The sequence below is a fragment of the Geodermatophilus sp. SYSU D00766 genome (genome assembly GCF_054049915.1).
Window position 1 is genome coordinate 1 of the sequence record NZ_JBJGYI010000016.1, and the last position, 12026, is coordinate 12026.

Sequence of the window (12026 nt, forward strand, 5' to 3'; positions counted from 1 at the left end):
AGCGGCCCCGGTGAGGACCAGAGTGCGGCGATGCTGTCGGCGTCCGTCGCCGAGTACGACGTCGCGGACGTGCGCCCGCTGACCTGACCGCCGCCGCCCGCGTGCATCCCACGGAGGGCCCCACCACGTCCGCGGAGGCGCGTCGAGGCCCGTGAGGCTCGGGCGGGGCGTACCCGCGGGAACGCCTCCCGCCCCAGACGCCGCGTGCCCCGCCCGGGGATCCGGACGGGGCACGCGGCGAGGGAGCCGGTCGGGTCAGCGGGTGAAGACCCCCACGCCGACGAGGACGGCCCAGAAGAGACCGAGGACGAGCAGCACCTTGTCGCCGAGGACGATCTCCTCGGGGGCGCCGGCGGCACCCTTGTCGACGTCGACGGCGTACCGCAGGATCCCGAGGACGAACGGCGCGATCGAGACCGTGGACCAGGGGATGCCCTCCTGGGTCTCCCCCATCTCGAAGGCCCACAGGCTGTAGGCGGTGCAGGCCACGCCGGCCGAGAGGCTCCAGACGAAGCGCAAGTAGCTGGCGGAGTAGGCCTTGAGCGTGCGGCGGGTGGCCGCGGCGTCGCCCATGACCACCAGCTCCGAGTAGCGCTTGCCCGCGACCATGAACAGCGAGCCGAAGGCCGCCACCAGCAGGAACCACTGCGACAGCTCGATGCCCGCGGCCACACCGCCGGCCACGCCGCGCAGCAGGAAGCCCGAGGCGACGACGGCGAGGTCGATGACCGGCTGGTTCTTGAGGAAGAACGAGTAGCAGATCGAGATGACCACGTAGCTGCCCACGACGCCGGCCAGCTGCCAGCGGGTCAGCAGCACCGCGCCGCCGAGTGAGACGACGAGCAGCACCGCGGCCATGACGATCGCCAGCGGGATGGGCACGACGCCGGCGGGGATCGGCCGGAACCGCTTGCGCGGGTGGCGGCGGTCCTCCTCGATGTCGCGGAGGTCGTTGATGATGTAGATGCCCGACGAGGCCAGGCAGAACACCACGAAGGCGATGACCGTGGGGCCGAGGACCTCGGGCTCGAAGATGCGGCCGGCCGCCAGGGGCGAGGCGAGCACGAGCCCGTTCTTGACCCACTGGCGCGGGCGCAGCGCGCGCACCATGCCCCACGGGAGGCCGCCGCGGAAGCCGGGCAGCCGGGGCGCCAGCTCGACGGTCTCCTCCCGCCCGGCCGGCGGGTGCGCCGCGGGAGGCCCGGGGACCTTCTGCTCGGCGCGGGCCGAGTCGGTGCTGGAGGGTGTGCTCACGCCCGTGTCTCCTCTGTCAGGCGGCGTACCAGGGTCCGGGTGACCCGAGCCGCGAGGCTGCCCAGGAGGGCGCCCGCGGTGACGTCGCTCGGGTAGTGCACGCCCAGGAGGACGCGCGAGACGAGCATGCTGCCGAGCAGCGTGCCCATGACCGGACGACCCACCAACGGCGCGTACCCGACGGCCGCCGCGGCGGTCGAGCAGCTGTGCGCCGACGGGAACGACAGCGTGCTGGGCGTGCCGACCAGGGCGGGGATGTCGGCGAACGCCGGCCGCTCCCGCCGCACGACGCGCTTGACGACGACGCCGGCCGCGTGCGCGGCGAGGACGCCGGCGGCACCGGCGGCCCACTCGTCGCGGCGCCGGCCGGAGAGCCAGCCGAGGCCGCCGAGGGCCAGCCAGCCGAGGGCGTGCTCACCGAAGTGGGACAGGGTCTGGGCGACGGGCACGGCCGGGGTGTGGCCCAGCCGCCGCCGCGTCGCGCGCAGCAGCCAGGCGTCCAGCCGGGCGAGGCTGTCGATGGGGATCGCGGTCATCGGGATCCGACTGTAGGCGGCGGGCAGCACCCCGCCCCACGACGCGCGGGGCGGACTGTCTCGTCACAGTGCCACTCTCGTCCCGTGCCCACCACGCGACCCTCCACCCCGTCGGACCTCCTGGACCTCGCTCTACGGCGCGACGCCTCCGCTCCCCTGGTCACCTCCTACGACGACGCGACCGGCGAGCGGGTCGAGCTGTCGGCCACGACGCTGGCCAACTGGGTGGCCAAGACCGCCGACCTGCTGCAGGACGAGTTCGACGTCGGCCCGGGCAGCACCGTCGCGGTCGTGCTGCCGGTGCACTGGCAGACCGCCGCGGTGCTGCTCGGCGTCTGGAGCTGCGGCGCCGCGGTGCTCGACACCGCCGCCGAGGACGACGGCCGCCTCGACGCCGCCGACGTCGTCCTCGCCGCCCAGGACCGGCTCGCGCCGCTGGAGGAGCAGGACCTGCCCGAGCTGCTCGGCCTCTCGCTGCACCCGCTGGGCCTGGGCATGACCGGCTACGCCGGGCCGGCCCGCGACTTCGCCGTCGAGGTGCGGGCGCGCAGCGACGTCTTCACCCCGTACGTGCCGCCGGACCCGGCCTCCCCCGGCCTCACCGCCGGCGGGCTGGAGCTGACCCTCGGCGGGCTGGCCGACGCCGCCGGGCAGCTCGCCGGGCGGCTGGGCATCGCCGCCGGGGACCGGCTGCTGGTCGACGAGCCGACCGCCGCGGAGGCCGGCCCGGTCGTCTGGCTGCTGGCGCCGCTGGCCGCCGGCGCGTCGCTGGTGCTGTGCCGACACACCGACCCCGCGGCCCTGCGCGCGCGGGCGGAGGCCGAGCGGGTCACCGCTACGCTCGGCGTCCGGATCGAGGGCATCCGCGAGCTGGGCCGGCCCGCCTGAGGGAGCCGGCCGGCCGCGCCGGAGGAGACGGTGGTCAGCTGATGGGTGGGGTCGCCTGATGGACAAGGTCGTCGCGAGCACACGCGAGGCGGTGGCCGACGTCCCCGACGGCGCCGTCCTCGCCGTCGGGGGGTTCGGCCTGTGCGGCGTGCCGATCCGGCTGATCGACGCGCTGCTGGAGCAGGGCACCCACGACCTGACGACGATCTCGAACAACTGCGGCGTCGACGACCAGGCGCTGGGCGTGCTGCTCTACGCCGGCCGCATCCGCCGCACGATCAGCTCGTTCGTCGGCGGCAACAAGGAGCTGGCCCGGCTCTACCTCTCCGGTGAGCTGGAGGTCGAGCTGACCCCGCAGGGCACGCTGGCCGAGCGGCTGCGCGCCGGCGGCGCGGGCATCCCCGCCTTCTACACCCCCACCGGCGTGGGCACGATGGTCGCCGACGGCGGCATCCCGGTGCGCTACGACGCCGACGGGAACGTCGTCGAGACCAGCGCGCCGAAGGAGACGCGGGTCTTCGACGGCGTCGAGTACGTGCTCGAGACCGCGCTGACCGCCGACTTCGCCCTGGTGCGGGCCGCCGTCGGCGACCGGCACGGCAACCTCGTCTTCCACGAGTCGGCGATGAACTTCAACCCGCTGGCCGGCACGGCCGGGCGGATCACGATCGCCGAGGTCGAGGAGCTCGTCGAGCCCGGGGAGATCCGCCCCGAGCACGTCCACCTGCCCGGCGTCTTCGTCGACCGGGTCGTCCTGGTCGGCCCGGAGGGCAAGAGGATCGAGCGGCGCACCACCCGCCCGCGGCAGTCCGCCGCCCCGCTGGCCGCCGGTGGCGAAGAGGCGACGGAGGAGACCCGATGACCCTGACCCGCGACCAGCTCGCCGCCCGCGTCGCCCTGGAGCTCGAGGACGGCGCCTACGTCAACCTCGGCATCGGCATGCCCACGCTGGTGCCCAACTTCGTCCCGGACGGCGTGCACGTGGTGCTGCACTCGGAGAACGGCGTCCTCGGCGTCGGCCCCTACCCGGTGGAGGGCGAGGAGGACCCCGACCTCATCAACGCCGGCAAGGAGACGGTGACGATCCTGCCCGGCGCGAGCTTCTTCGACTCCGCCACCAGCTTCGCCATGATCCGCGGCAAGCACCTGGACCTGGCCATCCTCGGCGCCATGCAGGTCAACCCCCGCGGCGACCTCGCCAACTGGCTCATCCCCGGGAAGATGGTCAACGGCATGGGCGGCGCGATGGACCTCGTCCACGGCGCCAAGCGGGTCGTGATCATGATGGAGCACGTCGCCCGCGACGGGTCGCCGAAGCTGGTCGAGGAGTGCTCGCTGCCGCTGACCGGCAAGGCGTGCGTCGACCGGGTGGTCACCGAACTCGCCGTCGTCGACGTCACCGGCGACGGGTTCGTGCTGCGCGAGGTCGCCCCCGGCGTCACACCCGACGAGGTGGTCGCCAGGACCGGCGCCCCGCTGACCGTCCCCGGCGACGTCCCGACGATGACCCTGCCGGCGACCGTCTGAGCCCTGGCCCCCGGTGACGTTCTCGGTCGTCGCCCGCGACCCGGACACCGGGGAGATGGGCATCGCGGTCTCCTCCTGCATCCTCGCCGTCGGGCGGGCGGTGCCCACCGCCCGGCCCGGCGTCGGCGTCGTGGCGGTGCAGGCCCGCAGCCCGCGCGGGCTGGGGTCGGTGCTGCTCGGCGGGCTGGCCGAGGGCACGGCGCCGGAGGTCCTGGTGCGCCGGGCCGCGCACGCCGCCGAGGACGTCGACCGGCAGATCGCCGTCCTCGCGCCCGACGGCGCCGTCGCCGCCGACACCGGGCCCGGCTCCTTCCCGGTGAGCGGCCACCTGCTCGGCGAGGGGTGGAGCGTGCAGGGCAACATGCTCGTCTCGCCGGAGGTGCTGCCGGCGATGGCCGGGGCCTACCGGGCCGGCGGCGGCGTCCTGGCCGACCGGCTGCTCGCCGCGCTGAGCGCCGGCCAGGACGCCGGCGGGGACCTGCGCGGCCGGCAGTCGGCGGCGCTGCTGGTGGTGAGCGGCGAGCCGGCGTCGGAGGAGGACGACGGCGTGCGGATGGACCTGCGGGTCGACGACTCCGGCGACCCGGTGGCCCAGCTTCGGATGCTGCGCAACCTGCAGCGCGCCTACGACGAGCGCGACTACGAGACCCTCGCGCTGTTCGCCCCCGAGGGCGCGCGCGACCTCTACGCCGCGCTGGCCGCCTCCCGACGCGGTGACCGGGCCGCCGCCCGCGCCGCGCTGGCGGCGGTGCGCGAGCGGCCGGGCTGGTCGGCGTGGCTGGCGTCGATGGCCGGCGACTCCCGCCTCGCGGCGGTCACCCGCCTGCTGGACTGAGGCCCGCCCGCGCGGTCAGGGCGCCTGCCAGCCCCACACCACGGTGCGGCCGCGCTCGAGGTCGTAGGCGGCGTCGGCGTAGGGGTTGCGCACCTGGTAGGCGGTGAAGGTCCGCAGGTCCGGCTGGCCGGGGACGTCGGTGGCCAGCTGGGTGAGCGTCGAGGAGCGGACGGTGGGGTGCCACAGCCCGGCCCGCTCCCGGGTGAAGGCAGCGTCGCCGAGCCCGCCGAGCGGGCCCTCGCCCCAGGCGAACACCCAGTCGACGGGCTCGGTGATCCCGTGCACCGTGACCGGGAGCTCGGCGGCGGGGAACTGGAAGGCCAGCTGCCAGGCCACCGCGGTGACGTCGCCGTCGCCGACCACCTCGGTCAGCGGCCGCATCTGCGCCTCCACCGGCGCGGTGAGCGCCAGCCAGCCGCCCGGGCCGTCGGTGCGGTCGGCGGCGACCAGCCGGACGACCTCGGCGCCGGGGCTGGGCACGAGGGTCAGCTGCCGCCAGAACGGGGAGTCGGCGCCGTCGTCGAGGACCTGCGAGCCCAGCGCGGCGACGCCGCCGTCGCCGGTGAGCTCGCCGTACTCGGCGACGAGCGAGTTGCCCCCGCCCGGCCGGCCGGAGGCCTCGACCAGCAGCCGCAGGTCGGGCGCGGCGTCGGGCAGCGCGTACCAGCCGGTGGTCAGCTCCCCGGTGTTCGCCTCCGCCCCCGGCCCGGGGTAGCTCCCCCACACCGTCGGCTCGTCGTCGGCGGTGTCGGTGGGCGGCGCGGACGGCAGGTACCCGCCCTGCTCGCTGAACCCGGCGACGGTGGCCGCGGAACCCTCCTGCAGCGGCAGCACGGTCGCCGTGCGCGGGTCGGCGGCGCGGATGGCGTGCTGGGCGCCGCCCTCGCGGGCCAGCGGGTCCTGCAGCGCGTCGGCCTGCGGCGAGTAGGTGTCCCAGGTCCGCACGGTCGCCAGCGAGAAGCTGCCGACCAGGTAGGCCAGCGTGACGGCGAGGAAGACCAGCACCGCCGCGGGGAAGGCCAGCGCCGTCACCCGGCCCCAGCTGCGCCGCCGCCGCGGCAGCCGCCACCACACGAGGACGCCGACGGCGGCGACGACGACGAGCCAGACGGCCGGACGGTCGAAGGCCACCGGCCCGGCGAAGGGCGGCACCAGCCGGTGCGGCATGCCCAGCAGCCACGAGTACGCCCAGCTGTTGGGCCCGTGCATGGCCAGCGCGAACACCAGCACCAGCGAGAGCGCGGCGAGCACGGTGGCCGGGGCGAGGCTGCGCCGGCCCCGCTGCGCGGCCACGACCGTGCGCGCGCCCTGCAGGAGCGCGCAGGCCACGAACACGGTGGTCATTCCGGCCAGCGCGCCGAAGTGGTGGGTCCACTTGCTCGGGGTCAGCCACAGCAGCAGCAGCGAGAGGCCGAACGACCAGCCGGTCAGCGCCACCAGCGGCGGGAAGGCGCGCCGGGCGCGGCCGCCGGCGGCGAGCTGCAGGACCGCGAACCAGAGGAAGGCGACCATCGCGACGAGGACGGTGGCCCGCTTCGCGTAGGAGCCCATCGGCCCGTCGCCGAGGAGGAACGACCAGCGCAGCCACTCGCGGTACCAGCTCTCCTGGGGCCACAGCCGCGCGTAGATCTCCTGCGAGTAGGTGAAGTCGCGCAGCGAGCCGTCGAGGAAGCCCGGCACCGCGGCGAGGGCGGCCGGGGCCACCACGCCGGCGGCGACGGCGAGGGTCCGCCACGGGCCGGTGGAGCGCACCAGCGGCCACATCGCCGGGATGCTCAGCAGCCACGGGGCCAGCGCGACGATGCCGGTCGGGTGGCAGGTCACCCCGATGCCGGCGACGAGCAGCGCGGCGGCGTACCAGGCCAGGCTCCCCCGCCGCCGGGCCACCACGACCGCGCCGAGCGTCAGGACGGCGAACACCGCCGAGATCGACTCCGGCCGCACGCCCATGCTGTAGGGCAGCCAGGCGGTGAGGAAGACCAGGGCGACGACGCCGTGGCGGACCAGCCGGCCCGCCGTGGTCCGCGCCGGCGCGATGCCGACCGACTCCACGATCGCGCGGGCGGCGCCGTAGGTGACCAGCCCGGCCACCAGCGACGGGATCCGCAGCACCACCGGCGAGGAGCCGAGCAGGTCCCAGTAGCCGAGCAGCTGGTAGAACCAGCTGAAGGGCGGATACCCCTGGTTGAGCAGCTGGAAGTAGTTGCCGACGTACCCGTTCTCGACGGCGTTGCGCGCCATCGCGGAGTAGTAGCCGTCGTCGTCGGTGTGCGGGGCGATGAACAGCCACAGCAGCAGCACGGCGGCCACGGCGAGGTCGACCACCGACACCGCCCGCCACCAGCGGGACCGCGCGCGGGCGGTGCTCCCGGCGGTGGCCCGGGCACGGCGCTCCCGCAGCGCGAGCAGGGCCAGGCAGGCCAGCGACGCGAGCAGCAGGACGGCGGCGATCGCCCACTTGAGCGGGGTCGGGCTGGTGGAGAACTGGTCGTCGACGTCCACGGTGACCCCGAGGTCGTCGGCGGTGCCGCCGGGCAGCGCGGTGACGGAGGTGGCCAGCAGGTCGACGTCGGGCAGCGCGCCGCCGGTCTCGGCCAGCGGCCGCCCGTCGACCATCAGCCGGGTCGCGTCGGGGTCCATCTGCAGCCGGTAGGCGCAGTCCCCGCCCGCGAGGCCGCCGCGGTACACCTCGGTGCCGTTGCTGACGACCGAGACCGTGTCGTCGGCGGCGAGGCGGACCTGCAGGCCCTCGACCTCGGCGAGCCGGCCGGGGACGACGGTGCTGAGCAGCACGCCGTCGCCGGCGTCGCGCGCGGCGGTCAGCGCAGCGCAGCTGAACCGGACGTCGAGGGCGGCCGGCCGCTGGGCGGTGAGCTGCAGCTCCGTGGAGACCGGAGCGGCCGGGTCCTGCGGCCAGGAGACCGTCGGGGTGCTGACCGACACCGGCGCCAGCGGCACCAGGGCGGCGCAGACGAAGGCGATCAGGGCCGTGACCAGCAGCCCGAGCTCCAGCCGTGGGAGCCGTCCCCGGCCGGCCGACGGCCGGCCCCCGGGATGAGCTCCCCGCCCGGTCCGCTCGGCCACTGCGCTCGGTGCACCCACGGCTCCCAGTCAACACGCTGCGCGCCAGCGGAGGACCGTGGGCGGCGACACCGCGCACCGGACGTCACACCGGCCACGCGCCCGGCGTGTCGCGGCGGGCACGAGGTGCCGAGCGGGACCGGACCCCTCCGTCACACCTCGCCGGGAGGTGCGGGGCTCACCCGCGCAGCAGGCTGCGCGCGATCACCATCCGCTGGATCTGGTTGGTGCCCTCGTAGATCTGGGTGATCTTGGCGTCGCGCATCATGCGCTCGACCGGGAAGTCCTGCGTGTAGCCGGCGCCGCCGAACAGCTGCACGGCGTCGGTGGTGACCTTCATGGCGACGTCGGAGGCGAACGCCTTGGCCGCGGCGCACAGCCGGCCGAGGTCGGGGTCCACCTTGCCGCCGGAGTGGCCGGTCTCCCCGCGGGCGGCGGCGACGTAGACCAGGTGCCGGGCGGCCTCGATCTGCATGGCCATGTCGGCGAGCATGAACTGCACGCCCTGGAAGTCGCTGACCGCCCGCCCGAACTGCTGGCGCTCGCGGGTGTACTCGACGGCGGCGTCGAGGGCGCCCTGGGCGATGCCGACGGCCTGCGCGCCGATGGTCGGGCGGGTGAAGTCCAGCGTCCGCAGCGCGGTCTTGAAGCCGGTGCCGGGCTCGCCGATCACCCGGTCGGCCGGGATGGTGCAGTCGGTGAAGTAGAGCTCGCAGGTGGGCGAGCCCTTGATGCCCATCTTCCGCTCCTTCGGGCCCACGGCGAAGCCCGGGTCGTCGCGGTGGACGGCGAAGGCGGAGATGCCGTTGGCCCGCTTCTCCGGGTCGGTGACGGCCATGACCGTGTACCACTCGGAGACGCCGGCGTTGGTGATCCACGCCTTGGTGCCGTTGAGCACCCAGGTGTCACCGTCGCGGCGGGCGCGGGTCTTCATCGAGGCGGCGTCGGAGCCGGCCTCCCGCTCGGACAGCCCGTAGCTGATCATCGCCTCGCCGGCGGCGATCGGGGCGAGCACCTGCTGCTTGAGGTCCTCCGACGCCGAGAGGATCACCGGCATCGAGCCGAGCTTGTTGACCGCCGGGATGAGCGACGCCGAGACGTCGACCCGGGCGACCTCCTCGATGACGATGCAGGTGGCGATCGCGTCGGCGCCCTCGCCGCCGTAGGACTCCGGGATGTGGGTGGCGTGGAAGCCGGCCGCCGTCAGCGCCTTCTGCGCCTCGATGGGGTAGCGCGACTCGGCGTCCACCTCCGCCGCGTACGGCTTGATCTCCCGCTCGGCGATGTCCCGGACGGCGGCCCGGATCGCGTCGTGCTCCTCGGTCAGCTGGTACAGCCCGCTCGTGCTCACGGGTAGATGCTAGGACGTCCCAGCAGTCTCCCGGCCCGTCTCACCCGGCCCGGTGAGACGGGCCCGCAGCGCGGCGTCGCGGGCGACCACCGTGTCGGCGAGCTCGGCCTGGAACCGCTCGACCGCCGCCCGCAGCTGCGGGTCGGCGGCGGCGAGGACCCGGACGGCGAGCAGGCCGGCGTTGCGGCCCCCGCCGATCGACACCGTCGCCACCGGCACGCCGGCCGGCATCTGCACGATCGACAGCAGGCTGTCGAGGCCGTCGAGGCGGTCCAGCGGGCGCGGCACGCCGATGACCGGCAGCGGGGTGGCCGCGGCGAGCATGCCGGGCAGGTGCGCCGCTCCCCCGGCCCCGGCGACCAGGACGCGCAGGCCGCGGCCGACGGCGCTGGTGGCGTAGTCGAGCATCCGCTGCGGCGTGCGGTGCGCGGACAGCACGTGCACCTCGTAGGGGACGCCGAACTCGGCGAGCGCCTGCGCGGCGGGCTCCATGGTCGGCCAGTCGGAGTCGCTGCCCATGACGACGCCCACCCGGGGCGCGGGGGCGACGGGCTCGCCCACTCAGTGCTCCCCGGGGAAGGCGAAGGCGGGGTCGACGACGCCGTCGGCGAGGTAGCGGGCCGCGGCGAGCGCACGGGCGCGGACCTCCGCGAGGTCGTCGCCCAGCGCGGTGACGTGGCCGAGCTTGCGGCCGGGACGCTGGCCCTTGCCGTACCAGTGCAGCTTGACGTCGGGCCAGTGCGCCATGAGGTGGTGTACCCGCTCGTCGACGCCGGGGCCGTCCCAGCCCTCGGCCGACGCCGCCCCGCCGAGCACGTTGGCCGTGACCACGACCGGCGCGGTCATCGCCGTCGAGCCCAGGGGGTAGTCGAGGACGGCGCGCAGGTGCTGCTCGAACTGGCTGGTGCGCGCGCCCTCGATCGTCCAGTGCCCGGAGTTGTGCGGGCGCATCGCCAGCTCGTTGACCAGCACCCCGTCGGCGGTCCGGAACAGCTCGACGGCCATGACCCCGACGACGCCCACCCGGTCGGCGACGCGGACGGCGAGCTCCTGCGCGGCCAGCACGGTCTCCTCCTCGAGCCCGGGTGCGGGCGCCAGCACCTCGGTGTTGATGCCGTCGCGCTGCACGGTCTCGACCACCGGCCAGACGGCGACCTGGCCGAACGGGGACCGGGCCACCAGCACCGCCAGCTCCCCCACCAGCGGCACCTGCTCCTCGACCAGCAGGGTCCCGTGCCGCTCGAGCAGGTCGGCGACCTGGTCGGGGCCGTGGACGACGAAGACGCCGCGGCCGTCGTAGCCCCCGCGCGGGGTCTTGACGACGACCGGCCAGCCGACCTCCTCGGCGAACGCGGCCACCGCGTGCACCGTGGGCGCCTCGGCCCAGGCCGGCTGCGGCTCCCCCGCCCCGGCCAGCGCCCGGCGCAGGACCAGCTTGTCCTGGGCGTGCCGCAGCGCGTCGGGGCCGGGGGCGACCCGCACGCCGTCGGCGGCCAGGGCGCGCAGGTGCTCGTTGGGCACGTGCTCGTGGTCGAACGTGAGCACGGTGGCGCCCTCGGCCACCGCGCGCAGCGCGCCGAGGTCGCGGTGGTCGCCCAGCCGGACGTCGGCGGCGACCAGCGCCGCGGACTCGTCGGGGCCGGTGGCCAGCACCCGCAGCGACTGGCCGAGGGCGATGGCGGCCTGGTGGGTCATCCGGGCCAGCTGGCCCCCGCCGACCATCGCCACGACCGGCAGCCCGGTGCGGGGGTCGGTCGCGGCGGGTGCGGTCGGCTGCGGGGTCTCGGCCATGGCAGGGGGAGGCTAGCCCGGGAACCGGCCCGGGGTCAGTCCCCGGCCGGGTCCAGCAGCGCCGTGCGGACCCGCGTCCCGACGAGGTCGGCGACCGGCTGGGTCGGGTGCACGCCGTCCGCCGAGGCGCCGGCGGTGAAGGTGCCGCGGTCGGTGGCGACGTCGGTCCACGGGTCGACCGACGTCCACCCCCGCTCCCCGGCGAGCGCGGCCAGGTGGGCGTTGAGGTCCTCGCGGGCCCGCGGGGCGACGTCGATCGGCGGGACGGCCAGCAGGACCACCCGTGTCACCCCGGTGGCCGCCACCGCGGCCAGCAGGTCCTCCCGGGTCCGCTCCCAGGGCACCCCGCCCAGGACGTCGTTGGTGCCGGCGAGCACGACCAGCACGTCGGCCTCGACCGGCCGCACGCCCGCGCGCATGTCGGCGGTGCGGGCGCCGGGCACGGCCCAGCCGCCGCGGAACTCCAGCGGCGCCACGTCGGCGGCCGGCACCCACGACCCGGTCCCGCGCACCCGCGTGCCCTCGACCGGCGCGTCCAGGCCGGCGGTGATCGAGTCCCCGACGACGGCGAAGCCGACGGGTTCCGGAGGCCCGGCCGCCGCGGGCACGTCGAGGTCGCCGCACCCGACGACGCCGGCGAGGACCACCGCGGCCAGGCAGGCGGCCCACCACGCTCGGCGGCGCGGGACGGGCCTCGACCGCCGGCTGGTGCGCACGGCGACCGAGTATCCCGCCCCCCGCGCCGATCGCCGGGCAGCACGCC

The 12026-nt window shown here is 75.8% G+C and carries 11 protein-coding genes; 4 read left to right on the plus strand and 7 right to left on the minus strand.

Annotated features, from left to right (window positions below):
* Nucleotides 1–255: 255 nt before the first annotated feature.
* Both ACI8AD_RS13335 and ACI8AD_RS13340 read right to left on the minus strand, forming a co-directional pair.
* On the minus strand, nt 256–1254 hold the full coding sequence (locus ACI8AD_RS13335; protein WP_456871013.1) for a decaprenyl-phosphate phosphoribosyltransferase: 999 nt from the start codon (nt 1252–1254) through the stop codon (nt 256–258).
* A complete protein-coding gene (locus ACI8AD_RS13340; protein ID WP_456871014.1) occupies nt 1251–1790 on the minus strand; it encodes a phosphatase PAP2 family protein in 540 nt (179 codons plus the stop codon). The genes ACI8AD_RS13335 and ACI8AD_RS13340 overlap by 4 nt, the downstream gene beginning before the upstream one ends.
* An 84-nt stretch (nt 1791–1874) precedes the next feature.
* Between ACI8AD_RS13340 and ACI8AD_RS13345 the strand changes: the two genes are divergently transcribed.
* The 4 genes from ACI8AD_RS13345 to ACI8AD_RS13360 are packed head-to-tail and all read left to right on the plus strand — an operon-like array spanning nt 1875 to nt 5040.
* The gene (locus ACI8AD_RS13345; protein ID WP_456871015.1) at nt 1875–2678 is read left to right on the plus strand and encodes a TIGR03089 family protein; all 804 of its coding nucleotides are present in this window, start codon (nt 1875–1877) and stop codon (nt 2676–2678) included.
* Nucleotides 2679–2736: 58 nt separating this feature from the next.
* Entirely contained in the window at nt 2737–3540 is an 804-nt protein-coding gene (locus ACI8AD_RS13350) for a CoA transferase subunit A (RefSeq protein WP_456871016.1), read from the plus strand.
* Nucleotides 3537–4205 carry a CoA transferase subunit B gene (locus ACI8AD_RS13355; RefSeq protein ID WP_456871017.1) on the plus strand — a complete coding sequence of 223 codons (669 nt, stop codon included), beginning with the start codon at nt 3537–3539 and terminating at the stop codon, nt 4203–4205. Before ACI8AD_RS13350 ends, ACI8AD_RS13355 begins: the two co-directional genes overlap by 4 nt.
* A gap of 13 nt (nt 4206–4218) precedes the next feature.
* A complete protein-coding gene (locus tag ACI8AD_RS13360) occupies nt 4219–5040 on the plus strand; it encodes a DUF1028 domain-containing protein (RefSeq protein ID WP_456871018.1) in 822 nt (273 codons plus the stop codon).
* 15 nt (nt 5041–5055) lie between these two features.
* On the opposite strand, the gene ACI8AD_RS13365 is transcribed toward ACI8AD_RS13360, so the two are convergent.
* The 5 genes from ACI8AD_RS13365 to ACI8AD_RS13385 all read right to left on the minus strand — a co-directional run bounded on the left by ACI8AD_RS13365 (nt 5056) and on the right by ACI8AD_RS13385 (nt 11979).
* Nucleotides 5056–8142: an arabinosyltransferase domain-containing protein gene (locus ACI8AD_RS13365; protein ID WP_456871019.1), complete on the minus strand. Its 3087-nt coding sequence runs from the start codon at nt 8140–8142 to the stop codon at nt 5056–5058.
* A 157-nt stretch (nt 8143–8299) separates the two neighbouring features.
* Nucleotides 8300–9472 carry an acyl-CoA dehydrogenase family protein gene (locus ACI8AD_RS13370; protein WP_456871020.1) on the minus strand — a complete coding sequence of 391 codons (1173 nt, stop codon included), beginning with the start codon at nt 9470–9472 and terminating at the stop codon, nt 8300–8302.
* A gap of 9 nt (nt 9473–9481) precedes the next feature.
* Complete coding sequence (gene purE, locus ACI8AD_RS13375; protein WP_456871021.1) at nt 9482–10033, minus strand: 5-(carboxyamino)imidazole ribonucleotide mutase; 552 nt, start codon at nt 10031–10033, stop codon at nt 9482–9484.
* On the minus strand, nt 10034–11263 hold the full coding sequence (locus ACI8AD_RS13380) for a 5-(carboxyamino)imidazole ribonucleotide synthase (protein ID WP_456871022.1): 1230 nt from the start codon (nt 11261–11263) through the stop codon (nt 10034–10036). It abuts the gene before it with no gap.
* 35 nt (nt 11264–11298) lie between these two features.
* Nucleotides 11299–11979 (minus strand): SGNH/GDSL hydrolase family protein, encoded by a 681-nt coding sequence (locus tag ACI8AD_RS13385; protein WP_456871023.1) that lies wholly within the window; start codon nt 11977–11979, stop codon nt 11299–11301.
* Nucleotides 11980–12026: the final 47 nt, after the last annotated feature.

What these genes read in the sequence shown, in the direction of transcription:
- ACI8AD_RS13340 (WP_456871014.1), bottom strand. Translation starts at nt 1,790, where the DNA reads ATGACCGCGATCCCCATCGACAGCCTCGCCCGGCTGGACGCCTGGCTG.
- ACI8AD_RS13380 (WP_456871022.1), bottom strand. Translation starts at nt 11,263, where the DNA reads ATGGCCGAGACCCCGCAGCCGACCGCACCCGCCGCGACCGACCCCCGC.
- ACI8AD_RS13350 (WP_456871016.1), top strand. Translation starts at nt 2,737, where the DNA reads ATGGACAAGGTCGTCGCGAGCACACGCGAGGCGGTGGCCGACGTCCCC.
- ACI8AD_RS13355 (WP_456871017.1), top strand. Translation starts at nt 3,537, where the DNA reads ATGACCCTGACCCGCGACCAGCTCGCCGCCCGCGTCGCCCTGGAGCTC.